Source organism: Streptomyces platensis, assembly GCF_008704855.1.
Classification (GTDB): domain Bacteria; phylum Actinomycetota; class Actinomycetes; order Streptomycetales; family Streptomycetaceae; genus Streptomyces; species Streptomyces platensis.
The window spans coordinates 6,584,201-6,607,768 of the sequence record NZ_CP023691.1; the positions used below are offsets into that span (position 1 = coordinate 6,584,201).

A 23,568-nucleotide genomic window follows, 5' to 3' on the forward strand; every position below is an offset into this window, starting at 1 on the left:
GTATGCCGGGTTGATATCTTCATAGTGTTTCGGTGGTCATTGCGTTAGGGAAACGCCCGGTTACATTCCGAACCCGGAAGCTAAGCCTTTCAGCGCCGATGGTACTGCAGGGGGGACCCTGTGGGAGAGTAGGACGCCGCCGAACAATTTTTCTGGGAAAGCCCCGCACCGTATGGTGCGGGGCTTTTCTGTGTTCTGGGTCCGTTCTCCCCCTTCCACCGCCCCGACCGGCCGGTGCCGCCGATGGCCGGTACCGCCGCGATCGGGGCGGTTGGGCGTCTGCCGGCCACCGCCATCGAGGAGGGCCGGGACCTGTCCTCGATGTGCGGCATCCTGGCCGGCACCGCCTACCGTCTGGTGTCGGCCTGACGGCCCGGCCTCACTTCAGGTGCCGGCCGAAGAACCGGTTCCCGTCCTCCACCTCGAACCACGGGGTGCCGACGTGTCCGCCCATATTGGCGTGCAGCGTTTTCTCCTTGCTGCCGAAGGCGTCGAACAGGTCCAGGGCCCGTTGCCGGGGGTTCCCTTCGTCGTCCCACTGGAGCAGGAAAAGCAGCGGAATGGTGACCTGTCGGGCCTCCTCGCGCTGGGCGCGAGGCACGTAACCCCCGGCGAAGAAACCGGCGGCCGCGATGCGCGGCTCGACCACCGCCAGCCGAATGCCGACGGCGGTCCACCCCGAGTATCCGACCGGGCCGCCGATTTCGGGCAGCGAAAGGAGGGCGTCCAGGGTGGTCCGCCATTCCGGGACCGCCTTTTCGACCAGCGGGCCGATGAAGGACTCGAAGATCTCGTCGACCGGCTCGCCGGCCTGCATCGCCCGGCGGAGGTCGGCGCGGGCCTGCTCGTCGGCGGCGGAACGGGGCCGTTCACCGCACCCGGCGGCGTCGATGGTGGCCACCGCGTAGCCGTGTGCCGCGGAGTGCCGGGCCCGGGCCACCAGCCGCGGTTGCCCCTTGGGCAGGCCGTTGTTGTGGGCCATCAGGATCAGCGGAGCCGGTGCGGATCCAGGCGTCCACAGGGTGCCGGGGATCTCGCCGAGGGTGAATTCGCGTTCGAGGACGCCGTCGTCGAGGCGCCGTTCGGAAGTGAATTGCATGGTCGTGCCTTTCGGGAGTGCTCTTGAACGGCGCTCCCGGACGACCTATCGCCCGACCGTGACCCCGGAGGGGAGCACCCATGTCGATACTGCGTTCACGGGTAACACCTCCTCGTTCTCTCGCACGGCCTTGGGGAAATTAGCAGTGGTCGCCGCGGCTTGCCAACGGGTTTCTGCGGAGGCGGCGGATCGCCCTGCGGGGGCCGGTGGGTGACGGAGGCGAGCTGGTGGGAGATCTCGTCGTACATCCGGATGGACTCCGCCTCCCGGTCTGTTTACGGGACGTGAGTGAGGCGTTAACGGAACGTCAGTGGCGGAGGGAAGAGTGGTGTTCACACCGCGGGAAGGCCTACGAAACAACTCCCGCACGAAACACAGGGGGAACCCGATCATGCGTACTTCCCGGATTCGTACCGCCACTCTGGCCGCCGTCACCGCCGCGCTGGCGCTGGGCCTGACCGCCTGCGGCGGCGCCGACGCTGACTCGAAGGCGGCGGGTGGTGACAACGCCGCCGGTAGCGCGCAGAGTCAGTCCGCGTCCAACGGGGGCGGCAAGGGCGGGGCGGAGCAGGCGAACCCGGGCGGTGACACCAAGGAGGGCGCACGCTCGACGACCGCCTCGGGCGGGACGGGCGGGGCCGCGGGCAAGGGCACGACGGCCGGTGCCCAGCAGTGCCGTGGCGACGAGATGCTGCTGACCGCGGTGCATCAGCTCGCCGGGCAGCAGGGCGACCACTTGCTGGTCACCGCCTCGAACAAGGGCACCAAGCCGTGCTGGGTCACCTCGTACCCGGCCGTGAAGCTCGGCGACGGCGTTGACGGTGCCGCACTGCCGCACTCGAAGAAGGACAACGCGGGCGGCGGCCAGCACATCACCCTCCAGCCCGGCGGCACGGCATACAGCGCGGTGAACCTCTTCGACTACGGCTCGAAGAACCACACGGCGCAGTCGTTCGCCCTCGCGCTGCGCGGCGCGGACGGTCACAACGGCCCCTCTTATTCCGTCGCCATCAAGGGTGAGAAGCCGCAGTTCAGCTGGAACGAGGCCGACGTACTGAACTGGAGCACCAAGAAGCCGTACGACTTCTGACGGCCCGCCGGTCGGTGACGCGTCGTGAAGCGACTCGCCCGGCCAGCACACGCCTGGGCGCTCGTGGAGGAAGGATGCGGTGGGGGCGATGCGTGTCCGTTGTGCGACGCGGTTGCCGGGCCCGGTGTCTGCCTTACCCTTTCCTTCAGGTCGTCGGCTGCGCGTGCGTCCATGGGCTGAGCGTGCGTACATACGGGACTGATGCCTCGCCTGAATCGTCCGAACAGGAGTAGCCGCTCGTGTCCTCGTCCGCCCCGGCCGGGGCCTCTTCGCGACCTGTCCGTGTGTTGCTGGTGGAGGATGACGACCTGATGCGACGGTCCTTCACCGTCGCCTTGGAGCGTTACGGCTATGAGGTGAAGGCCGCGGCCGACGGCCTTACGGGCCTTGAGCTCTTCCGCGAAGAAAGCTTCGACCTGCTGATCCTGGACGTGATGCTGCCCGGTCTGGACGGGATCGGGCTGTGCCGCAGAGTCCGGGAGAGCAGCTTGGTGCCCGTGTTGATGATGTCCGCGCGCGGCGACGGGCTCGATGTCGTCGCCGGTCTGGAGGCCGGGGCGGACGACTACGTGGTCAAGCCCGTGGACACGTACGTGCTGGTGGCGCGCATCCGCTCGCTGCTGCGGCGGGCGACCTACGCGCCCGCCCCGGGACCTGGGCGGGCCGCGGACGAGGGGCCGCCGGAGGGGGCGGTGCTGGAGTTCGGGGACCTGCGTATCGACACCGCCGGCATGGAGGTGTTCGTCTCCGGGAGCACGGTGGCGCTGACCCCGACCGAGCTGAAGCTGCTGCTGGAGTTCGCCGCTCACCCGGGCGTCGTGCTGGAGCGGCACACCCTGCTGCGCAATGTCTGGGAGTACGGCTGGGACGGCGACAGCCGGGTGGTGGATCTGTGTGTGCAGCGGCTGCGCCGGAAGCTGGGGCGGGAACGGATCGAGACGGTCCGCGGCTTCGGCTACAAGCTCAGGCGCTGAGGGCGGTGCGGGTGTTCCGACGGCTGCGGCCGGACCTGTCGTCCCTGCGCTGGAAGATCGCCGCGCTGGCCGCGGTCACGGCCTGCCTGGTCGTGGCGACGGTGGGGGTGCTGGTGCATCTGTGGACCGCGCGGGACATCCGCGACCGGGCCGCAGCTCAGGCGTTCAACGGGCTGTACTCGGCCATGGACACCTACCGGCGTACCAAAACCCTCGCGAACGGAGCCGAGCTGGATCCGGCCGAGCTGCCCCTCGTGCTGCGGCACCCCGTCGACGGCGAGCGGCATACGGCTTACGACGGACGCGTCGAGGGGAATATGGGCCCCAGCGTCTGGGCCGCCCAGCGGGTCGACGGCCCGGGCAGCCGGGTGCTGGCGGTGCAGGTCAACATGAGTTCGGAGCTGTATACGCTGCGCCAACTCGACGTGACCATGGTGGTGGCCTCGCTGCTCGCGCTCGCGGTGGCCGTGCCGCTGGCGGTCTACGGGGCCGGGTTGCTCGCCCGCAGGCTGCGGGGGGTATCCGAGACCGCAGGCCGGATCTCCGCCGGGGATCTGGACGCCCGCACCGGGCCCACCAAGGGCCGTGACGAGGTGGCCGAGATCGCCGCCACCGTCGATCATATGGCCGACACTCTCGGCCAACTGCTACGCACCGAGCGGCAGTTCACCGCGGACGTGGCCCATGAGCTGCGCACCCCCGTCGGCGGTCTGCTGGCCGCCGCCGACCTGCTGCCGGCCGGTGAGACGGAGGATCTGCTGCGGGCCCGGGTGCGGGATCTGCGCGGCCTGGTGGAGGACCTGCTGGAGATCTCCCGACTGGACGCGGGGGCCGAGCAGCCGGTCCCTGCCCGGGTGCCGCTCGGCCCCGTCGTCTCCGAGGCCGTGGCACGCACCGGTCTCCGCACCGAGGTCACCGTTGCCGGGACGGAAGCCGATCGGACCGTGGAGACCGACCCGCGCCGCCTGGAGCGGATCGTCAGCAACCTCGTCGTCAACGCCCACCGGCACGGCGGGCCCCCGGTGGAGGTCACCGTCGAGGGGCGTACGGTCGTCGTGCGCGACCACGGCTCCGGCTTTCCGGCAGACGTGCTGCTCCACGGGCCCCGCCGGTTCCAGACGGGTGCGACGGAGCGCGGCACGGGCCACGGCCTGGGCCTGACCATCGCCCTGGGCCAGGCCCGGCTCCTCGGCGCCGAGCTGCATCTGGACAACGCCTCGGACGGCGGCGCCGTCGCCACCCTGCGCCTGCCGCTCCGACCCTCCGGCTCCTGCGGAACCGCCGCGTCGGCATAGGGGCCGGGCCGGGAGGCCCTGTGCGCGGCCCGCAGCTTCGGGCATGATCGCCTGGCACGGACGCGGCTGCCCCCCGCCACCTCGGCCACCACGGACGCGTCTGCCCGCCCGGCCACCAGGCTCCCCGCGCCCTACAGAACTGCTACAAAGCAGCGCGGTCGCCGATACACAGTGGCTCAGGCCCCGATACGTTCCCCGGACACCCTTCGCAGTGCACCCTTCCGCACCCGAAGAGGAGTCCCCGCATGTCCGCCACCCCCCTCGCCTCGCGCGCGCAGCACGGGGCGCCCGGGATCGCCGCCGCCACCTTCGACCTGTCGAAGGTCTACGGCAGCGGCGACACCCGTGTCGTAGCCCTGGACCATGTCAGCATCGACTTCCGGGAGGGTGAGTTCACCGCGATCATGGGTCCTTCCGGCTGCGGCAAGTCCACGCTGATGCACTGCGCCGCCGGGCTCGACTCGCCCAGCTCCGGCTCCGTGCGCGTCGGCACCACCGAACTGAGCACGCTGGGTGACCGGCAGCTCACCGCGCTGCGCCGCGACCGGATCGGCTTCATCTTTCAGGCGTTCAACCTGCTGCCGACGCTGACCGCGCTGGAGAACATCACGCTGCCGCTGACCATCGCCGGACGCCGCCCCGACCAGCAGTGGCTGGACCGCGTGGTCGCCATGGTCGGACTCTCCCAGCGCCTCGGTCACCGGCCCGCGCAGCTGTCCGGCGGGCAGCAGCAGCGCGTCGCGGTCGCCCGCGCCCTGGCCTCCCGCCCCGCGATCATCTTCGGCGACGAGCCCACCGGAAACCTCGACTCCCGCGCCGGGGCCGAAGTCCTCGGCTTCCTGCGCGAGTCGGTGCGCGAGCTGGGCCAGACCGTGGTCATGGTCACCCACGACCCGGTCGCCGCCGGCTACGCCGACCGCGTCGTCTTCCTCTCCGACGGCCGCCTGGTCGACGAGATGACACACGTCACCCCGGACCGGGTCCTGGGCCTGATGAAGAGCCTGGGCGCTGTCTCACACCCCAGCTGAACCCGCCTCGCCCAGGACCGAACCCGCCGCCCGCTCGCCTCCGCCGAGCCCACGCCTCGAAAGCTCCCCATGCTGAAAACAGCCCTGCGCAACCTCCTGGCGCACAAGGCCCGCCAGATCATGACTCTCCTTGCCGTCTGCCTGGGCGTCGCGTTCGTCAGCGGCACCCTGGTCTTCGCGGACTCCTCCGCCGAGGCCCACCGCGCCGCCGCGTCGAAGAGCTTCGCCGACATCGCGGTCAGCGTGACCGCGAAAGAACCCCCACCGGGGGCCGCCGCACACCAGCAGACCAGCGCGCTCGACGACGCGCTCGCACGGAAACTGGCCGCCGTACCCGGTGTCGCCGCCGTGCGCCCGTCGGCCGACGGTTCGGCCGCCCTGAACACGGCGGACGGCACCCCGCTGCGGGTCGATCCGGGGGCCAATCCGGCCGCCGGCTACGTACCGGGCAAGGACGGCAAGGACAGCCGCTACCCGCTGGCCGAGGGCCGTGCCCCGACGCACAGCGGCGAACTCGCCGTGGACCGTGGCACCGCCGCCGCCGGCCACTTCCGCCTCGGCGACACGATCACGCTGGCCACCGACGGCCCCGTCATGACCAAGCGGCTCGTCGGCATCGTCACCACCGAGGACACCCGGGTGACCGCCGGCGGCACCCTCGCCCTGTTCGACAAGGCGACCGCCCAGAAGCTGTTCGCGTCCCCGGGCCACTACACCGGGATCGATCTGTCCGCCGCCCCCGGCACCGACCAGTCCGCGCTCTCCCGCCGGGTCGCCGGCATGCTCCCGGCCGACCGGGCCGAGGCCACCACCGGCGCTGCCCAGGCCGCCCAACAGGCCCTCTACGTCGACACCCTGACCCGGGGCTACGAGAAGCTGCCGCTGGTCTTCGCCGGGGTCTCGCTGTTCATCGGCTCCTTCCTCATCATCAACACCTTCACCATGCTCGTGTCGCGGCGTACCCGTGAGATCGCGCTGCTGCGGGCGATCGGCGCCACGCGCCGCCAGGTGTCCCGCTCCGTGCTCCTGGAGGCCCTTGTGGTCGGCCTCGTCGCCTCGGCGGCCGGCTTCCTGCTCGGCCTCGGCATCGCCGCGGTGCTGCCCGGCATCCTGAGCACCGACGGGAACACGCTGCCCCAAGGCCCTCTGGTGATCGGCCCGCGCCCGGTCGTGGCGGCGCTCGGCGTGGGCGTGGGCGTCACCGTGCTCGCCGCGTGGCTGCCGTCCCGCAGGGCCGCGAAGGTCGCGCCCGTCGAGGCGATGCGCACGACGGACCAACCGCCCTCCGCCAAGCGGTCCCGGATCCGCGGCGTGGCGGGCCTTGCTCTCCTCGTCCTCGGCGCCGGTGTGCTGGTGTCGCTCTCGGGGGCGAAGGACGCCTCGGAGAAGAACCTCCAGAACGCGATGTTCGGCTGCGCCCTCCTCGTCGCCGCCCTGATCGTCCTCGCACCGCTCCTCGCCTCCCCGATGATCCGGCTGACCGGACGGCTGACCAGCCGCTTCGGCATCACCGGCCACCTCGCACAGCAGAACGCGCTCCGCGACCCCAGGCGCACCGCCGCCACCGCCGCCACCCTGCTGATCAGCACCGCACTGGTCGCCGGCCTCGCCGTCATCGGCAACTCCACCGGGCAGGCCCTCGACCGCCAGGCCGCGGCCGGCCTCGGCGCCGACTACGTGATCAGCTCCCCGCCCATGACCGGTGTCGACCCGGCCGCCGTACGGCGGGTGGCCGACACCTCCGGGGTGCGGACCGCGAGCGCCGTCACGGACTCCACCCTGTTCACCGGCGGCGGTGTCCGGGAGATCTCCGGTGTCGACCCCCACACCGTGGACGACGTCATGAAGCTCGACTTCGTCAGCGGCTCCGCCAAGGATCTCGGGCCGGGCCGGATCGCCGTCTCCAGCACCCTCGCCCGGGCAAACGGCGTGACCACGGGCGGCCACCTCAACGCCGCCCTCGGCCGGAACCAGGAGTCCAGGAAGTACACCGTCGTGGGCGTCTACAAGGACAACCCCGTCGCCCACGACGCGCTCGGCGCCCGTACCGAGGTCGCGCACGACAGCTACCTGCCCGGCTCCGTCCAGCGCATCCTCGTCCGCACCGACGGCGGCGCGGTCTCGAAGACCACCGAGGACCGGCTGCGCACCGCCGTGGGCAACAGCCCGCTGCTGAAGGTGCAGGACCGCGAGCAGTTCGTCCACGAGGCCGCCGGCGCCATGGGCAACCTGCTGACCCTGATGTACGGGATGCTCGCCATCGGCATCGTCATCGCCGCGCTCGGCATCATGAACACCCTGGCCATATCGGTCGCCGAACGCACCCGGGAGATCGGCGCCCTGCGCGCCCTCGGCATGGACCGCTCCGGCATCCGGCGGATGATCCGCCTGGAGGCGGTGACCGTCGCCGCGTTCGGCACACTCCTCGGCCTGACGGGCGGCCTGTTCGGCGCTTGGGCAGTCGGCTCACTGGCCAACGGCGCGATGCCCCAGTACTCCCTCGCACTCCCCTGGGGAACGCTGCTCCTCGTGTGCCTGCTCTCCCTCACGATCGGCGCCCTGGCCGCCACCATCCCGGCCCACCGGGCCGCCGCCCTGAGCCCGTTGGAGGCCGTCGCGGAGGTGTAACGCAGGGCCTTGGGCGGGGGTCTGTGTGGTGGCGGGTTGAGTTGCTTGTAGCGGGGGAGGGGGCGGCGAGGCCGGGAAAGGCCAGGTGGGTCCGGGGGTGGGGCTGGTAGCTGTGGTGGGTCTGTGGCCTTCGGTCAGTCAGGAGACGGTGCGTCGATGACCCGCCTTCGGCGTCCGGGCCGTTCGCTGGATTCGATGGGTTTGCGGGCGATGCACCGTCCGCGCGGCCGCGGCCTTCGAACTCGCGCACGGAGACCGGCCGGGTGAACGCGTCACCCGGAGACGGCGCTCGGGGACGGCGCCTGGCGACCCCGGCACGGCCGAACCCTGGCCACTCTGCCCCCTATTGCGCCTTTGTGAGTCACTCTCAGGAAGTGCCTAGCAGTCACTATGAGGCTGCAACGGCTGCAATAGGGGGAGCGTGCTGCGCTCGGCCGCGCCTTGTGGACTTGAAGGGCTCTTTCGATCCCGCGTTCCCGTGGTGCTGGCGACATGCATTGCCCACGGCACTCGTCGTCCCCGGGGTTGACCGCCCTGAGTGCCTGCTAGGAAGGACTTGATCCCCCCTGGACGGCTGGGTGGCCAGGGCCCGGGACGGCGGAGAGGGAGCTGTGCCGCAGACCGCTAGAGAACGTTCTGCAACAGCAGACACAGGGCGACAGCGAGTGGATAGCAGCCAACGCCCGCCCAGGTGAGCAGTCGGCGTGAGCTGCGGCGTCCAATCCAGATGAGCGCCAGCCCGGCGTGCGTCACCACGAGGGCGAGGAAGGGGAGGTCCTTCCGGAGGTCATAAGTGAACGCGAAGTACACCCAGAGCCAGGGGAGGAGGATCGCGAAAAAGAGGGGGAGCAGTGCCCAGCCCCGCACCTGACGCTGGATGTATTGGTCAGTGGGGTCGCTTGTCTCACCGCCAAGTTCAAGCGATGGAAGATTGCTGCCGTCATCGCTGAAAATTTTCACTAGAGTACGGTATCAGCGCGCAACAGGCGCGTCAAAGTTACGAATGGGGGCAGGGTGAGCTTTTCGGTGGATCCAGACGATCTGACCGGTTTCGGAAAGCAGGTGAAGCGAGCCGCGGATGACGTCGAGGAATCACGGGATTATGTAAAGAAGTCATGCGAGATGCTCGCCTCGGATGTCGGCCCCATCTCCACGGTGGCTCAGCTGTGGAGTGGCGGCCACGAGGATGTGGTGAACCGCGTGCAAAACACCCTCAAGGTTCTGCACAAGATTCTCGGCGCATCATCTGCCGAACTGCTTAGCTCTGCAAAGCATTACGACTCTACTGACCGAGGCGAAGCTACCAAAATGGATGCCACCTACCCGGCTTCCAAGCGTTAATCCGGAACAGGCTCGGCTCGGGAGGAGATTGACATGGGATTTGCGGACGTAGCAAAACCAACCAGTCGTCTGGTGGCGCCAAAAGTGGATGACGACAAGGAGGAGCCGGAAGGTGGGGTGGTTAAGGACCTCCTGTCCTTCGGCGATGTGTTGAGTCCTTCCTGGGTGATCAGCAAGGGGTGGAGATCGCCTTTGAATTCAACCCGGTTGACGAGGCGAAGAAGCTGATCGCTGGCGACTGGGCAGAGTATGCGCAGTGCGCTAAGGCGTGGAAGGCGATGGGTGACTTCTGCGAGGACCTCGCGGAGAACATCAAGGCCGGAAATACAGCACTGGATAAGTCCTGGAATGGCAACGCCGCAGACGCCGCGTACATCTACTTCGAGACGCTCTCGAAGGACATCGCAGAAATGAAGGACTCCTTCGTTGATCTGAAGGAGAACTACGAGAAGACCACGGAAGCGGTCTGGAATGCCGCTGAGGCGTGCGGCGACCTGCTCCAGGGGATTCTGGATACTGCGGCGATCGTCGGACTGACTGCGCTGGCTGGCGCCTCGACGAGTTTCACTTTGTTCGGTCCGGCGATCGCCGCGGGTGCGATCGCCGGAGAGGTCATCGCCATGATCAACATGTGGTCCAAGCTGACCACGGTCATCAGTGAACTCCAGACCGCAATCAATGGATCGGTGGCGCTCGTCAGCGGCATCAGTTCCTCTATCGAGAACAAGGCGATCAAATTCCCCTTGCCCGGTAAAGCATACGACAGTCCGGTGGTCTGACGCTTTGCCCTGGTGGCAGTGCAAGCACCTCCGGGTGACACCGAAAATCGAGACAGGGAAATCGGGGAAGAATGCAGTCAAGCCAAAATGAGCGTGAAGTCGGCGACGCCGAATTCATGGGGCTGGCCAAGGATGAGGCCAGGGCCCGTATGCTGCGGAAAATGCTGAAGAATCTTGCGCGAGGGGATGGCCGCGATCCGTTGGCCGCGATGGCCAGGGACGTCATGTCGGGTCGGCGTGGCATCCGTGAAGCCATCGACGGCCTGCCCCGGAGCGAGTCCCTCGAAGTTCGCTTCGAAACCTTCCAGCAGCGCTGGGATGCGATGTCGGAGAGCGAACGCCTTGCAGCGGAACGCGAAAGCTCCCAGTACCTGGACGAACAGCGCCGGGAAATCAGAGCGGAACGCGAGACCGCCGGTCGCCCCGGCGCAGCACCGCCCCGCCACCGCGGCTGACGGCACCGAGCGCTCCTCCTGAGGTGCGCTGCGGCCCGCAATACGGCCGCCCAGACCCTCTTGGCCCTCTGGGTGTGCCCCTTTGCCCCTGGTACTCGAGGAAGCGTGCGTTGCCTCAAACTGGTCGGCCTTTGCTGTCGCGGCGTGGGGGATGAGGGGTGGGGCCGGACCGTGGGCGGCGGAGGGGGAGCGCGCGCCATGGTGGTGTCGAAGTCGGCCGTGGCGAGGCGCCCTTCACGCTTCAGGCCGCCCCCGCCTGGCGCCTTCCCCCTCGCCCACGTGCTCAGCCGAGCGGCAGAAGGAGCCCCGGCGTGAGCCCGTCGCCCGGGTTCTCTCCGGGCCGCCGCATCAGCGACGGCCCCCGTACGGCCGGCGGCTGTCACTGATCAGGTGTTGCGCTTGATGGTCTTGTGGATCCAGTCCGTGTAGGTGGGCACGTTGGTGTAGAGGCCGGGGCCGGCGGAGCAGACGACGCCGGGGGTTCCGGGGCCCGATGTGGCTCCCAGCAGTTCCCAACGCCCGTGGCTGTCCTTCTGGAGTTGTGGTCCGCCGGAGTCCCCGAAGCACGCCATGGCCTTGGGTACGCGGCTGGTCGTGCACAGCCGGGTCCGGTCCGCGTAGTTGGGGGCGCACTCGGCGGCGGCAGCCGTGCGGGCATTGAGCTGCTGCAACCGCTCGGCGAACTTCAGCTCGGTGTCGAGGGTGGTGCCGAAACCCAGGATCAGGGTCGGGGTGCCTGGCGGTCCGGCGCGGTCCGCGATACGGATGGGCTTCTCGGCTACCGGGCGGTCGAGGCGGACCAGCGCGATGTCAGCCTTGTTCGCGGCCTTCCCGTCGCCGTTCACATAGCCGGGGTGGACGATGGTCCGCTCGATGGCCCGGACGGTGCCCCCGGACTTCCGGTGCCGGCTGCCGATCCGGACGGTGCCGTCGAGCTCAAGGCCGTCGCCCTGCACGCAGTGAGCCGCCGTCAGTACCCACTGCGGATCGATCAGCGACGCCCCGCAAGTACCGTCGTACAGCCCCTGATCCGGGGCTGACTCCGGGATCGTCGCCATGAACGGGTAGCGCTCGGTGGAATCGGTCCCGTTGACGATCGCTCCGGCGCTGCCGGTCATCAGGGTGGCGCAGGCCGCGACGGCGAGAGCGCCGACGGCAGCGGTGCGCGCCGCGCGGCGACGCACCGACTTCACACTGGGCACGGAGAGTTCCTTCCCTCGGAGATCCGGACGTGTTCAGCGTGCGCGTCCACGATCCACCGGGGCCATCCGGGCAGCAGGCCCGAACACGGTCCAGGCAGCGGCCGGAGCATCGTAGGGGTAGCCCCCTGGAGGCAACCGCTCCAAGAGAGCCTTTGCCTCGACGACCGCTTCAGAAGCGAGCAACGCCGGGAGCTGCGAACCCCCTACTGGGCGCCATACGGGACCAGCCCTCGGACGGCTTGCCGACGGTACTGGCGCCCTTGCGGTCTGCGGAAACGCGGTAGAAGACCCGCCGCGGGGCTCGCCTCCCCCGACGCGTCCCATCCCCCGGCAGTCCCAGGCCCGGCCCGCGTCACCCCGTAACGATCAGGCCGATCCCGTAGGCCGCGACCGCGAGGCAGGAGGCGAAGCAGAGCAGGGCGATGGCTGTTGCCGCCTTCTGGTGTCGGACTCCGGGCGGGTGGGAGGTGGGCTCCCCGTGGCCGGCGCGGGCCCAGGCGGCCAGGCCCAGGGAGAACATCACGACCACCACGGCGGTGACCCCCAGGCTGATGGCGAAGACCCCGGCGAGTGTGCCCCAGTTGATGTCCATCCCGTTCTCCCCTTCCTGGACGGCGGCCGGGCCGGCGGGGCCGGCTCAGGCGGCCGGTTTGACGGTGGCGGGCGGTTCGGGTGCCGGCGCCTCGTTGACGTTCTCCGGGCTCACCGGGCGGCGGCGCGAGAGCATGTAGAAGGCCGCCGCGGCGGCGAGGGCGACGACCGCCACCAGGGCCACCCCCAGGTCGCCCTGATCGGCCACCCACGCCGCCACGCCTCCCACGGCGGCCGCGGCCGGCAGCGTCAGCAGCCAGGACACCGCGATCCGCCCGGCGACTCCCCAGCGCACATGTGCCAGCCTGCGGCCCAGCCCCGCGCCGAGGATGCTGCCGGTGCACACCTGGGTGGTCGACAGCGGGAACCCCATGTGGGACGAGGCGAGGATCACCGCGGTGGCGCTGGTCTCGGCGGCGAAGCCCTGGGGGGACTGGATGTCGGTGAGCCCCTTGCCCATGGTCCGGATGATCCGCCAGCCGCCCGCGTACGTGCCCAGCGAGATCGCCAGGCCCGCGCTCAGCACCACCCACCAGGGCGGCCCCGCGCCATGGCTGAGTGCCCCGGTCGAGATGAGCGCGAGGGTGATGACGCCCATCGTCTTCTGGGCGTCATTGGTGCCGTGGGCCAGTGCCACCAGGGACGCCGACCCGATCTGACCCGCGCGAAAGCCCTTTCCGACGGCGCGGCGGGCGGCCCTCCGGGTGATCACATAGGCGAGGTAGGTGGCCAGCAGCGCCACCACACAGGCCACCATGGGCGAGGCCACCGCCGGGATCACGATCTTCTCGATGATCGCGCCGAAGCGCACCGCGGAACCCCCGGCCCCCACCCACACCGCGCCGATCAGCCCGCCGAACAGGGCGTGGGACGAGCTGGACGGCAGCCCGAGGAGCCAGGTGACCAGATTCCACAGGATCGCCCCGATCAGCCCGGCGAAGATCATCACCAGCGAGACCTGGCTGTCCTCGACGATGCCGCCCGAGATCGTCTTGGCCACTTCCGTGGAGAGGAAGGCTCCCGCCAGATTGAGCACCCCCGCGACGGCGACGGCGACCCGGGGGCTCAGCGCGCCGGTGGCGATGGAGGTGGCCATCGAGTTGGCGGTGTCGTGGAATCCGTTGGTGAAGTCGAAGGCAAGGGCCGTGAGGATCACGGCCACGAGCAGGAACGAGAAAGAGTCCACCCGACCTCCCGGATCTCCCGCATCTCCCGGATCTCCTGGCCCTCCACGTCGAGGGCGGTCCGGCCGCGTGGGCTCCCTGATCGGGTAAGAACCGCCGTCCCCTTCACGCTAAGTGCCGCTCCGGAATGCCGCCAACGCGACGGTGCGGGCCGGTCGGTGGCGGCGTCCGGCCCAGGTCGGCGGCGTGCCGGACGGGGGAGTGGTGTGCCTGTCCCCGCCTATCCCAGACGCTCGGCCCAGTCCGCCGGGACGCGGCCCGCGGGGCCGGGGGTGGGCTGGTCGGCCGGGTGGCTCTCCGGGGGGGCCAGGGGCGGGCCCGAGGCGTACACGTCCGAGGTGTCGTAGTCGTAGAACCAGGTCTCGCCCGGTTCGAAGCTGCGGATCACCGGGTGCCCGGTGTCCCGGGCATGGGCCGTCGCGTGCTTGGCGGGTGAGTCGTCGCAACAACCGATGTGGCCGCACTGTGCGCAGCGCCGCAGATGGAACCACCAGCCGCCACCGGCCTCGCACTCCGCGCAGCCGGTCCCGCTGGGAGCGGCCGAGGGGTCGATTCCGTGCGGGGAAGTCATGACGCCTCCTGGGGGGAACGGGGGTCGGTGGGGGCCGGCGGACGGCGCACCTGGAAGCGGGTGTCGCCGGGGACGGAATCGAACCGCAGGTCCCCCTGGTGTTTGCCGGTCCGCGGTTTCCAGCGGGCTCAGGGCGGTGGCCTTGGCCACGCGCTCGGCCGTGCGTTCCTGGATGTTGACGAGCGTCTCCAGGGTGTCGCGCCGGTACGGGTGTGCCGCGATGATGCCGGGCTTGTGGCGCATCCCGGCTACCCGCTCGCGGAGCGCGGAGGTGGCTCGCACGGCCGCCGAGGCCGGGTTGTTCAGCTCATGGGTCAGTCCCGCGGACAGCGATCCGAGAGCCAGGAGCTGTTCCCGCCGGCCGACCGCCTCCATGGCGCCCGCTCCCACCGCGGAAGCGACATGCTCGCCGGACTCGGCGCGGGCGATGCGGTACAACTCGCCGTAGCGACGCCGCAGATCGCGGGCGACAGCACGTGACACGCCCGGGTCGTCGTCCACGGTCAGGATGACGGTCCGCGCCGCACTGGCGCCCTGCTCCATAGGCCTCCCGTCCCCGGTAGGCATCGCGTCCCCGGTCGATCGCCCTTCCGCGCCGGCGTCCCCGGTGTTGCATACATGGGTCTCCGCCCCCATCGTCGCGCTTCGGGGCACTGATCACCTCTCGGCCGCTTCAACGGTGGCGGCCGGGGTTCGCCACGCTGACGCACGGGGGCTGCGGTCAGTCCGCGCGCGTCTGCTGGAAGGTCCGGCGGTACGCGGAGGGTGTGGTGCCCAGCGCATTGCGGAAGCGGGCGCGGAGGTTGGTGCCGGTGCCGAGGCCGCATCGGTCGGCGATCTGCTCGATGCCGAGGTCGGTGACTTCCAGGAGTTCACGGGCGTGGTGGACGCGGGCGCTCAGCAGCCACTGGTGGGGGGTGCTGCCGGTCTCCTGGCGCCACATGCGCACCAGGGTGCGGGTGGAGACGCGTGCGTGCCGGGCGAGAACGTCGAGCGTGAGGGCTTCGGCAAGGTGCCGCACGGCCCACTCGCGGGTGTCGGCGAGGGTATGCGCGGTGGGCTCGGGCAGGGACTGGGCGATGTACTGGGCCTGGCCGCCGTCGCGATGCGGCGCGGCGACCAGTTCGCGGGCGATGTCGTTGGCGACGGCGGCACCGAGGTCCTTGCGGACGAGGTGGAGGCACAGGTCGATGCCGGCGGTCACGCCCGCGGAGGTCAGCAGGGGATCGTCGTCGATGTAGAGGACGCTGCGGTCGACCCGGACCTGGGGATAGCTCTCTTCGAGCTCGTCGGCGCTGGCCCAATGCGTGGTGACCGTACGGCCGTTGAGCAGCCCCGCAGCGGCGAGCGCGAAGGCGCCGGTGCAGATGGAGACGATGCGGGCGCCTCGGCGGAAGGCGCGTTTCAGGGCCGCCGTGACCTCGGGCGCCGGTGGCCGCTGATACTCCCAGTAGCCGGGCACGATGATGGTGTCCGCCCGGGCCAGGGCCGGCAGCCCGGCTCTGACGCCGACCGTGAAGCCGGTGCTGGTGGTGACGCTGCCACGGGCTCCGCCGCACACCGTGAGTTCGTACGGGGTGTGGGGCCGTGGGTTGAAGATCTGCGTCGGGATGCCCAGGTCGACGGGGAGCACACGGGGCAGCACCAGGACCGCGACGCGGTGAGGATCCATGGCTGCAATGTTACGGCCGTAACTTTCTTGCCAGTCCGGATCCGGGCAGGGTGCGCGGGGGCGGGCACGGTGTTGCCCCGTGGCAGGCGGGGCGCCAAGCGGACTCAGCTGAGGGGGCGTTGGATCAGCCGACGCGGGCTGCGCCGGTGTGGGAGCGACGAACGACCGCCCGCGCGGACGTGTCCCGAAAGTTGCGCATGCCGGCATTCGAACCCGTGGTTGATCAAAAACAGCCGGACGACGATCGAGTCATGAGCAGCGCGGCCCCACCGCCGGGGCTCACACCGGCAGCGCCCGCGGCAGAGCGGCCCCGCGCCGGTCCAGGCAAGGACATCTGACCTCCGTGACCACCCACACCCCGACCGGCCGGTACTTCCACGTGAACGGCGGGCGGGTCTACGGCCATGTCCGCGAAGGCGACGGCCCCGCCCTGGTCTTCCTCCACTACTGGGGAGGTTCCCACCGCACCTGGCGGCCGGTCATCGAGCGCCTCCGCCCGGCGCAGACGTTCGTCGTGTACGACCACCGCGGCTGGGGCGAGTCGACCGAGGTGCCCGGCCCTTACGGCATGGAGCAACTCGCCGACGACACCGAGCGGGTCATCGGCCAGCTCGGCTATGACGAGTACGTCGTGGTGGGCCATTCCATGGGCGGCAAGGTGGCCCAGACATTCGCCTCCCGCCGCCCCGCCGGACTGAAGGGCGTGGTGCTCGTCGCACCCGCCCCACCGGCTCCGGTGGGTGTGACGCACGAGTTCCAGGAGGCATTGGCGCACGCCTACGACAACGACGACGCCATCGGCCGAAGCATCGACCTGGTGCTGACCCACGGCGAGCTGTCCCCTGAGGCCCGCCGACAGGTCCACGAGGACAGCTCCCGGGCGGGCGAGGCGGCCCGTATGGCGTGGCCGCGGCAGGCCCTGGTCGAGGATCTCGCGGACCGGGTCGGCGCGATCAGCGTTCCCGTACTGGTGCTGGCCGGGAGCGACGACAAGGTCGACCCGCCCCAGATCCTGCGCGCACACCTGCTCCCCCTGATCCCCACCGCCACCCTCGCCGAGCTCAGCGGCACCGGCCACCTGTCGCCCCTGGAGGTGCCCGACCAGATCGCCTCCCACATCGGCGCATTCATCGCCCGCTTGTAGGTGATCACATGCGGTGATGACCCAGCGGTTGCCTCTCCTCACCGACCGTGTTCCGGGCGGCGCTCACCTCGAAGCCCCCGCTCCTGTTGCTACGGAACGGCGTCCGCGCGTCCGCGCCCACGCGGTCGACGGCAACGCAGCCTCCCGCCATTCACCCTCCCCGCCATTCACCCTCCGCGACTTCACCCTCCGCGACCTCGCCATCCGTGACGTCCCCCCACCCGAGGGTGAAAAGCGACCGTCCGCCGACAATGCGTAATTTCGCCCCAACTGTGACGGGCCCTACAGCGGCCCGGCGGCGCCTGTGCGCATCCTGTGCGGGCGACGAGCGAGAGAGCGAGAGCGCCGATGCCCATCCCCCGCCCATCCATGGCCTTGTCTGCCGGTTTGCTGGCCGTCACCACGGCGGTGGTGACGGTCTGCGGTGCCGGTGGCGCCGCGGCATCCCGGCCCGACGACGCCAAGGGCAGGGACGCGTCCGTACGGGCGCTGCCCGCGCGCTTCACGCAGCAGACGGTCCGGTGGACGGCCTGTGGCGCGGACGTCACCCCCAAGGCCGTGCCCGGCGCGCAGTGCGGCTGGGTGAAGGTGCCGGTCGACTACGCCGCCCCGGACGGGAAGACCGTCGCACTGCGGGTCTCGCGGGTGCAGGCCAAGGATCACAGTCGTCGGCTGGGCTCGCTGTTCTTCAACCCCGGTGGGCCGGGAGCGGGCGGCGCGGCCGACGTGGCCAATGGAAACTGGCAGGCCGGGGAACAGGCTCGGGCCCGTTACGACCTGGTCGGCTTCGACCCGCGAGGCATTGCCGGGTCCGGGCAGATCAAGTGCCCCGACGGCGTGGCTGAGGAACCCGAGAACCCGCCGCGTACCGCATCGGAGGCGGAGAAGACCTTCGCCGACGCGACCCGGCGTGCCCGCGCCTGCCAAAAGGCGAGCGGCCCCGTTCTCGCGCACATGGACAGCGTGAGTGTCGCGCGCGACCTCGATGTGCTGCGTACGGTGCTGGGCGACGCCAAGCTGAATTACACGGGTGTCTCCTACGGCACCTTCATAGGCCAGCAGTACATGAAGCTGTTCCCCGGGAAGGTGGGCCGGATGGTGCTCGACGGTGTCGTGAATCCCGCCGCCGACCTGCGGCAGGTCGCCCGGCTCGACCTCAAGACCTCCGATGACGCGGTGCGCCGGTACGCCCACGACCTCGCCGCGCGCGGCGATGACCGGCTGGGAGCCGGCGCCGAGGAGATTCTGCGGAGGCTCACCACGTTCGCCGAGGAACTGGACCGGAAGCCGCTGCACGGGGCCGGCGGCGAGGAATTCACCGGCGGCGACTTGTCTCTGTACCTGGGAATGGCCGTGTCAGGCGACGTGAGCTGGCAGCGACTGACCACGGCGCTGGTGGCCGCCCTGCACGGGGACGTGACCGCCTTCGACCGTCTGGACGCCGAGGCGGGCGGCGGGAGCGGTGACCAGGAGCCGACGCCGCAGGAGGAGCGCACCGAGGAGAACGAGTCGATGAGCATGTCGGCGGTGCTGTGCCTGGACTCCCCGTCCGCGCCGAAGCCCCCGAAGCAGATGCTCGCCACCGCCGACGCGTTCGCCAAGCAGTCGCCGCTCTTCGGCCGTTCCTACGCCTGGCAGATGATCGACTGCGCGACCTGGCCGATCGCCCCCACCGGCGCGGCCGAGCCGGTCAAGGCAGCGGGCGCGGCACCGGTGCTGCTGGTGTCGTACACCGACGATCAGCTCACTCCACTGGCGAACGCCCGGGCGGTGCACCGGCAGTTGGACCACAGCTCGCTCCTCGTACGCAAGGGCCAGGGACATGCGGCGTACGCCGCGGAGCCCCCCTCCACCTGCACCGACCGTGCCGTCGACCGATATCTGGTCGGCGGGAAGCTGCCGGGCAAGGCCGCCACCTGCTCGGGCTGAGACGGCTGCTGGTCCCCCCCGCGGCGGCTTACGAGGAAGATGTCCCGCCCGAGAAACGTCCTCCGGAGGGCCCCGCTTCCGTTATTCAGTAGTACGCGGAACAGCGGCCAGCAGCCTCTCGGAATACTGCTCGATGATGCGCTCCACCGCGAACGTCGGCCGGCCGGAACGGGCTTGGTCGAGCGTGAGCCAGACGGGTGCCTCGCCCTCCTCATTCACGGTCACCTCCCCCTGGGCTCCGGCTTCCCGGTGCTCATCGACCTCCAGCAGAAAGGCATGCCAACGATGCGCATCGGAACCCCTTCTGCACACATCTCCCCGCAAATACTCGTCCGCGACGAGCCGGAGCTCCCCCTCCGCGCCCCGGATTCCTACTTCCTCCCAGAGCTCCCGCGCGGCCGCGCACCGGGGTTCCTCCCCGCTCTCGACGTGCCCCGCAGGCACGGTCAACCGGTAAGGGAAAGCGGTTCGCTGGAAGAACAGAAACCTCGCACCCCGGTCGCGTACGAATACCCCGGCACTCTCGTGCCAGTACTCGCCGTCCGCATCGGTCCACCAGGAGATACGCGGATCAATGACGAGGGCTCGCTCCGCCTCGCGGCCGCACCCAGCGCAGGTGCAGCGTTTTCTTCCGTCCACGACGATCCAAGTGATCGCCTCGGCACGGCAGTACAGGCAGTACTCGCGAAAGGTGTTGTCCCGCACCAGCGGGAAGTCGATTCTCACCCTGCGCCCCTTCCTGGACGAAGGACTGCCATCAGCTGGTAAGGCAGTCGGGCACGCCACATGTCCGTGGCTCGTTCAGGGACGCATGCGCTGGCGCTTGCTGACATCCGCCGCCTTCGCCAAGGGGCCCGCCCCATTCCGCCGCTCTCTGCCACCCGGCGCGGCGGGCGGCCGGGACAGGTCGGCCGCCGAACCGGCCGCGGACGTGCGCGCCGCCGTCAGCAGCAGGGCCGCCCCCAGTCCGCCGAAGACCAGGACCAGGGCAGCGACGGTGCCCCACCCCGCGGCAGCGATGACCAGCCCGAAGACGGGTGGCCCCAGCAGAATCCCCACACTGCCCAGCTGGTTGAGGATGCCATTGGCGACATCGACATCCGCAGCACGGCTCACCGAGGCGGGAACGGCGGCGAAGACCGCCGAGATCAGCAGTCCGTCCACGACAAGGACAAGTGTGGCCGCTCCGCCGCTGACCGCGAGGGGGAATTCGGCCGAGAACGCGGGGAGGCAGGCGATCGGCATCAACGCACCCAGCGGCACCAGTGCGGAGAAGGCCGTGCCACGCCGCAGCAGCCAACTGGCGGCGAGCCCACCGACCGCGCTGCCCAGACAGACGACCGCCACCACGGCACCGGTGACCGTCGGCGTGGCCTGCCGCTGCTCCAGGAGAAAAGCCGGCAGCACCATCACCACGGCGACGCCGACCAGCGACAGGCTGCCGTACGCCACACCGAGCCGCAACGCCCCGTTCCAGGCGCCGGCTTCGCGGTGAGCGCACGGGACCGCCGCCCTCGGCAGCCGAGGCAGAACGGCCGTGAGCACTCCGGCCATGATCAGCGGCCCGAGTGCGGTGAGGGCCAGCCACTGGTTCCAGGTCCACACGGATTCCAGGGCCCCGCCCGTGACCGCGGCGATGGCAAGCCCCGTAGGGACGCAGGTGCCCCACAACGCGAGCGCTGCCGACCGGGTGCCGCCCTGAGCGATGCGGGTGAGAACGACCGGACCCGCCACGAACACCAGCAGGTAGCCGACCCCTTCAGCGATACGTGCCCCCAGCAGCAGCCCCCAGGATCCGGCGGCCGCACTGCCGACAGCGGCCACCGACATCACGGAAAGGCCCCAGGAAAGGGCCCGTTGGGCGCCGAAGCGGCGGACCCACCATCCCGCCGGGATGCCGAGAGCCGCGCTCACCGCCGTGATACTCGAGGTGGCCCATGCGAGCGCACCGTCCGACAGGCCGAGCGACGCACGCAGCGCGGACCCCACCGGCGCGACGGCACCCAGGCCGACTGCCGCCAGCACACCGGCGAGCCAGGTCGCCAGCGCGTACGTCCAGGGCGACGCCGAAGCGCGGCGCTGACTGCGTCTCTTCCTGACGCGCACGGATTCTCCTTGTGCCGGCCGGCGCGTGGTCCCGCGCGGTCGGCCGTCGAGGGACGGGCTGACCGGGGCCGCGTGGCGGGAGGGATCAGTGAGCACACCTCCCGCCACGCGAGTCCGCATCAGTCGTCCAGGCCGAACTTGGCCATCAACTCCTGATCGCCTGCCACATAAGAGGTATCGGTGGTGACGGTCTGGTCGGACGGACCACGACTGCACATGCAGAGGTGGCGACTGCGGGAGGTGACGCGCACGGCTTGTGCGCCGCCGGAGGACATGATCTCTTCAGCGATGTCCTTGACGAGGTACTCCTGAATCTGGAAGCGCCGGCTGAACGCCTGTACCAGACGGGGGAATTTACCGAGTCCGAGGATGCGGTCACCGGGCACGTAGGAGATGTTGACCTTCCCGAAAAACGGCAGGAAGTGGTGGGCGCAGATCGAGAAGAAGTTGTTCTCCTGGATACGCACCACGCCGGTGTGCTCGCCGTCCACCAGGCAGGTGGTTTTGAGGATCGTCGAGGTGTCGATCTCATAGCCACTCAACAGCTCGCGATAGGCTCGGACGATACGGTCCTCGCACTCCGGCCCGCTGTACCACCCGAGCGCCCTCGTGTCGGTGGTGACATTAGTTTTGAGCCATTCCTCTATGGTCATCTGCGACCTCCATTTCCTGCTCACACCAAGGGCTCCGAACCCGGTGGAGGCCTTTCACTATCCACCCATGCGTGTTCGTTGAGAACATACCTCCATTGGCCCACACCCGATGAGACCAATATGCAGGTGATGCGCCCATAGTGAAGTACTTAAATCCGCACGCAGCAGTAACGTTTCTCCGAGGCTTGAACCGAGCGGGCGAAGGGAATGCGGCGCCCGAAATGGAAAGGCATAAATACCTTTCCGGGCGCCGGGGCACACCCGCTCACTTTTCACCTTGCGGGGTGCGGGGGCGAATGCGCCCCACCGCGCCAACTCCCTTACCGCTTCGCGTCCAAGAACGAGGAAGGCTGCCGTCCGGCCCCGACGGAGGTGCCGAAGCTTCCCAGGCCGTACGGGAATGTGGCGCGATCAGCGCGGGGCTCCGGCCCTGTTGAGGTAGACGCTGCCCAGGATGGCGACCCCGAGTGTGGCTCCCAACTGCTCGAAGGCGTTCAGCAGTCCGGCAGCCGACCCGATCTCCTGCGGCCGCAGCGGCTTCAGGGCGAGGGTGAAGAAGACGGGGCTGAAGAGCCCGGCCCCCAGGCCGACGACACCCAGCACGATCAGCGGCGGCTCGGGGTAGGCCGTGGGATCGGCCGCGTGGTAGACGGCGAGGGCGGCCAGTGCTCCTCCGGCTACCAGTACAGCGGGGCCCAGGGACATCACGTGGTGCCCGTAGCGTCGGACCAGATGGCGCCGGCCACCCACGACGCCACTGCCAGGCCCACCGACCATGGAGCAAGCGTGCGGCCCGAGTTGAGCACATCAGTGCCGAGCCCCAGCTGAAGGTGCAGCACGATGACCACCATCAGACCGTTCGTCACCGCGAAGAAGGACGTCGACATCACCAGGGCCGCCGGAAAACCCCGATGCGCGAACAAGCTCGGCTCCACCAGCGGGCTGCGGCCGCCTACGGCGACATGGCGCTGATGCAGCCCGAACACCACCATCACGATGAGCCCGGCCACGATGGCCCCCAACTCCACCCGGACTGGCGGCGGTGCGGCACCGATCAGGGGACAGGCGATGAGCCCGACGCCGATCGTGGCCAACAGCGTGCCGGTCAGATCGAGAGTGGGCCGCCTAGGGGCGCGGTCTTCCAGCAGTTTGGGGCTGAGGGCCGGCACGACCAGGGACACGGGGATGTTGACGAGGAACACCGCACGCCACGACGAGCCGAACAGGTCGGCATGGGTCATGACACCGCCGAGCACCGGACCGCAGACAGCGGCAAGACCCATCACGGGGCCGATGCTGCCCAAGGCCTTGGACCCGCGACCTGCACGATCGTGGCGTCCAACAGATTCATCGCCTCGCCGAGCAGCAGGGCGGTGAGCGCCGGCCACCGCCCTCGGTACGCCGTTGCGGGAGACGGCACAAGCACACGCTCAGCAGTCATCGGGGTTCCTCTCCACCGTTGCCGACACCCCGGCTCGACCCCTTGAACCAGGGCATCGAGCTCGACCACGAGTCAGCGTGGCGGGCGAGTCCGGAGTCTCCAGTCAGAGCGCGGAGTTGGACGATTCCTTCCCTCGAGGACGCCTGCGGTGGCGAATTCCCATGCGACGGCCCCGTATGACGCACCACGTGAAACCCGTTGTGCTCCTGGAGCGGATGGCGGGGCGCATCGCCGCGTCACTCGAAGCCCCCGTCGAAGCGCAAGCCATACCCGATCGCGGGTCGGCTCGAGAAGCTCGGCTCACCACGGACATCGTCATGGGCCGGCCACACGAAGACGCTCGCCCTGTCGCTGCCCGGCTGTCCTCCAGCCGAAGTCTGCGGCGT

23 protein-coding genes, 1 rRNA gene and 1 pseudogene are annotated in these 23,568 nt (G+C 69.8%); 12 read left to right on the plus strand and 13 right to left on the minus strand.

Annotated elements, in window-relative coordinates:
- Nucleotides 1-28: 28 nt before the first annotated feature.
- Together rrf and CP981_RS39265 are read left to right on the plus strand one after the other, a co-directional pair.
- Nucleotides 29-145 (plus strand): 5S ribosomal RNA (gene rrf, locus CP981_RS29135).
- 98 nt (nucleotides 146-243) lie between these two features.
- Nucleotides 244-369 carry a hypothetical protein gene (locus CP981_RS39265; RefSeq protein ID WP_280117041.1) on the plus strand — a complete coding sequence of 42 codons (126 nt, stop codon included), beginning with the start codon at nucleotides 244-246 and terminating at the stop codon, nucleotides 367-369.
- Nucleotides 370-379: 10 nt separating this feature from the next.
- Here CP981_RS39265 and CP981_RS29140 read toward each other — a convergent pair whose 3' ends face one another.
- The gene (locus tag CP981_RS29140; protein ID WP_085926076.1) at nucleotides 380-1,099 is read right to left on the minus strand and encodes a dienelactone hydrolase family protein; all 720 of its coding nucleotides are present in this window, start codon (nucleotides 1,097-1,099) and stop codon (nucleotides 380-382) included.
- A 391-nt stretch (nucleotides 1,100-1,490) separates the two neighbouring features.
- On the opposite strand from CP981_RS29140, the gene CP981_RS29150 reads away from it, so the two are divergent.
- From CP981_RS29150 to CP981_RS29170, 5 genes are all read left to right on the plus strand, one after another.
- A complete protein-coding gene (locus tag CP981_RS29150; protein WP_085926078.1) occupies nucleotides 1,491-2,189 on the plus strand; it encodes a DUF4232 domain-containing protein in 699 nt (232 codons plus the stop codon).
- A 284-nt stretch (nucleotides 2,190-2,473) separates the two neighbouring features.
- A complete protein-coding gene (cseB, locus tag CP981_RS29155; RefSeq protein WP_085926079.1) occupies nucleotides 2,474-3,163 on the plus strand; it encodes a two-component system response regulator CseB in 690 nt (229 codons plus the stop codon).
- 11 nt (nucleotides 3,164-3,174) lie between these two features.
- On the plus strand, nucleotides 3,175-4,458 hold the full coding sequence (locus tag CP981_RS29160) for a sensor histidine kinase (RefSeq protein WP_085926138.1): 1,284 nt from the start codon (nucleotides 3,175-3,177) through the stop codon (nucleotides 4,456-4,458).
- Between the two features lie 245 nt (nucleotides 4,459-4,703).
- Entirely contained in the window at nucleotides 4,704-5,486 is a 783-nt protein-coding gene (locus CP981_RS29165) for an ABC transporter ATP-binding protein (protein ID WP_085926080.1), read from the plus strand.
- Between the two features lie 69 nt (nucleotides 5,487-5,555).
- Nucleotides 5,556-8,114 carry an ABC transporter permease gene (locus CP981_RS29170; protein ID WP_085926081.1) on the plus strand — a complete coding sequence of 853 codons (2,559 nt, stop codon included), beginning with the start codon at nucleotides 5,556-5,558 and terminating at the stop codon, nucleotides 8,112-8,114.
- 624 nt (nucleotides 8,115-8,738) lie between these two features.
- Here CP981_RS29170 and CP981_RS29175 read toward each other — a convergent pair.
- A complete protein-coding gene (locus tag CP981_RS29175; protein ID WP_143658944.1) occupies nucleotides 8,739-9,074 on the minus strand; it encodes a hypothetical protein in 336 nt (111 codons plus the stop codon).
- A gap of 66 nt (nucleotides 9,075-9,140) precedes the next feature.
- Here CP981_RS29175 and CP981_RS29180 point away from each other — a divergent pair, with 66 nt between their 5' ends.
- The 3 genes from CP981_RS29180 (at nucleotide 9,141) to CP981_RS29190 (ending at nucleotide 10,689) form a co-directional block, all read left to right on the plus strand.
- Nucleotides 9,141-9,455, plus strand: coding sequence for a hypothetical protein (locus tag CP981_RS29180; protein WP_167536163.1), 315 nt, complete (start codon nucleotides 9,141-9,143; stop codon nucleotides 9,453-9,455).
- A 179-nt stretch (nucleotides 9,456-9,634) separates the two neighbouring features.
- Nucleotides 9,635-10,234: a hypothetical protein gene (locus CP981_RS29185; protein ID WP_085926083.1), complete on the plus strand. Its 600-nt coding sequence runs from the start codon at nucleotides 9,635-9,637 to the stop codon at nucleotides 10,232-10,234.
- Nucleotides 10,235-10,305: 71 nt separating this feature from the next.
- Nucleotides 10,306-10,689 carry a hypothetical protein gene (locus tag CP981_RS29190; protein ID WP_085926084.1) on the plus strand — a complete coding sequence of 128 codons (384 nt, stop codon included), beginning with the start codon at nucleotides 10,306-10,308 and terminating at the stop codon, nucleotides 10,687-10,689.
- A 386-nt stretch (nucleotides 10,690-11,075) separates the two neighbouring features.
- Here the strand turns inward: CP981_RS29190 and CP981_RS29195 are convergent, their stop codons facing one another.
- From CP981_RS29195 to CP981_RS29220, 6 genes and pseudogenes are all read right to left on the minus strand, one after another.
- On the minus strand, nucleotides 11,076-11,891 hold the full coding sequence (locus tag CP981_RS29195; RefSeq protein WP_244329823.1) for a S1 family peptidase: 816 nt from the start codon (nucleotides 11,889-11,891) through the stop codon (nucleotides 11,076-11,078).
- A 352-nt stretch (nucleotides 11,892-12,243) separates the two neighbouring features.
- Nucleotides 12,244-12,483 (minus strand): hypothetical protein, encoded by a 240-nt coding sequence (locus CP981_RS29200; protein WP_085926085.1) that lies wholly within the window; start codon nucleotides 12,481-12,483, stop codon nucleotides 12,244-12,246.
- A gap of 45 nt (nucleotides 12,484-12,528) precedes the next feature.
- Nucleotides 12,529-13,668, minus strand: a complete 1,140-nt coding sequence (locus CP981_RS29205) for an inorganic phosphate transporter (RefSeq protein WP_085926086.1) — start codon at nucleotides 13,666-13,668, stop codon at nucleotides 12,529-12,531.
- A 218-nt stretch (nucleotides 13,669-13,886) separates the two neighbouring features.
- Nucleotides 13,887-14,237: a UBP-type zinc finger domain-containing protein gene (locus tag CP981_RS29210; RefSeq protein ID WP_085926140.1), complete on the minus strand. Its 351-nt coding sequence runs from the start codon at nucleotides 14,235-14,237 to the stop codon at nucleotides 13,887-13,889.
- Between the two features lie 102 nt (nucleotides 14,238-14,339).
- Nucleotides 14,340-14,606, minus strand: a pseudogene (locus CP981_RS29215) (histidine kinase); the annotation flags it as partial.
- Between the two features lie 352 nt (nucleotides 14,607-14,958).
- Complete coding sequence (locus tag CP981_RS29220) at nucleotides 14,959-15,909, minus strand: GlxA family transcriptional regulator (RefSeq protein ID WP_085926087.1); 951 nt, start codon at nucleotides 15,907-15,909, stop codon at nucleotides 14,959-14,961.
- Between the two features lie 343 nt (nucleotides 15,910-16,252).
- On the opposite strand from CP981_RS29220, the gene CP981_RS29225 reads away from it, so the two are divergent.
- Complete coding sequence (locus CP981_RS29225) at nucleotides 16,253-17,053, plus strand: alpha/beta fold hydrolase (RefSeq protein ID WP_085926088.1); 801 nt, start codon at nucleotides 16,253-16,255, stop codon at nucleotides 17,051-17,053.
- Nucleotides 17,054-17,422: 369 nt separating this feature from the next.
- Nucleotides 17,423-18,982: an alpha/beta hydrolase gene (locus tag CP981_RS29230; RefSeq protein ID WP_143658947.1), complete on the plus strand. Its 1,560-nt coding sequence runs from the start codon at nucleotides 17,423-17,425 to the stop codon at nucleotides 18,980-18,982.
- 81 nt (nucleotides 18,983-19,063) lie between these two features.
- Here the strand turns inward: CP981_RS29230 and CP981_RS29235 are convergent, their stop codons facing one another.
- The 5 genes from CP981_RS29235 to CP981_RS29250 form a co-directional block, all read right to left on the minus strand.
- Nucleotides 19,064-19,708, minus strand: coding sequence for an NUDIX hydrolase (locus CP981_RS29235; RefSeq protein ID WP_085926090.1), 645 nt, complete (start codon nucleotides 19,706-19,708; stop codon nucleotides 19,064-19,066).
- Nucleotides 19,709-19,783: 75 nt separating this feature from the next.
- The gene (locus CP981_RS29240) at nucleotides 19,784-21,088 is read right to left on the minus strand and encodes an MFS transporter (protein ID WP_244329824.1); all 1,305 of its coding nucleotides are present in this window, start codon (nucleotides 21,086-21,088) and stop codon (nucleotides 19,784-19,786) included.
- Between the two features lie 119 nt (nucleotides 21,089-21,207).
- Nucleotides 21,208-21,741, minus strand: coding sequence for a GTP cyclohydrolase I (folE, locus tag CP981_RS29245; protein WP_085926092.1), 534 nt, complete (start codon nucleotides 21,739-21,741; stop codon nucleotides 21,208-21,210).
- Nucleotides 21,742-22,152: 411 nt separating this feature from the next.
- Nucleotides 22,153-22,449, minus strand: coding sequence for a hypothetical protein (locus CP981_RS38865; protein ID WP_244329825.1), 297 nt, complete (start codon nucleotides 22,447-22,449; stop codon nucleotides 22,153-22,155).
- The gene (locus CP981_RS29250) at nucleotides 22,446-23,027 is read right to left on the minus strand and encodes an MFS transporter (protein WP_341873690.1); all 582 of its coding nucleotides are present in this window, start codon (nucleotides 23,025-23,027) and stop codon (nucleotides 22,446-22,448) included. Before CP981_RS29250 ends, CP981_RS38865 begins: the two co-directional genes overlap by 4 nt.
- Nucleotides 23,028-23,568 lie beyond the last annotated feature (541 nt).

Bases quoted from the DNA above. Each gene is read 5' to 3' on its own strand.
- CP981_RS39265 (WP_280117041.1), top strand. From the start codon at position 244: ATGGCCGGTACCGCCGCGATCGGGGCGGTTGGGCGTCTGCCGGCCACC.
- CP981_RS29140 (WP_085926076.1), bottom strand. From the start codon at position 1,099: ATGCAATTCACTTCCGAACGGCGCCTCGACGACGGCGTCCTCGAACGC.
- CP981_RS29150 (WP_085926078.1), top strand. From the start codon at position 1,491: ATGCGTACTTCCCGGATTCGTACCGCCACTCTGGCCGCCGTCACCGCC.
- CP981_RS29165 (WP_085926080.1), top strand. From the start codon at position 4,704: ATGTCCGCCACCCCCCTCGCCTCGCGCGCGCAGCACGGGGCGCCCGGG.
- CP981_RS29170 (WP_085926081.1), top strand. From the start codon at position 5,556: ATGCTGAAAACAGCCCTGCGCAACCTCCTGGCGCACAAGGCCCGCCAG.
- CP981_RS29190 (WP_085926084.1), top strand. From the start codon at position 10,306: ATGCAGTCAAGCCAAAATGAGCGTGAAGTCGGCGACGCCGAATTCATG.
- CP981_RS29200 (WP_085926085.1), bottom strand. From the start codon at position 12,483: ATGGACATCAACTGGGGCACACTCGCCGGGGTCTTCGCCATCAGCCTG.
- CP981_RS29210 (WP_085926140.1), bottom strand. From the start codon at position 14,237: ATGACTTCCCCGCACGGAATCGACCCCTCGGCCGCTCCCAGCGGGACC.
- CP981_RS29220 (WP_085926087.1), bottom strand. From the start codon at position 15,909: ATGGATCCTCACCGCGTCGCGGTCCTGGTGCTGCCCCGTGTGCTCCCC.
- CP981_RS29230 (WP_143658947.1), top strand. From the start codon at position 17,423: ATGGCCTTGTCTGCCGGTTTGCTGGCCGTCACCACGGCGGTGGTGACG.
- folE (WP_085926092.1), bottom strand. From the start codon at position 21,741: ATGACCATAGAGGAATGGCTCAAAACTAATGTCACCACCGACACGAGG.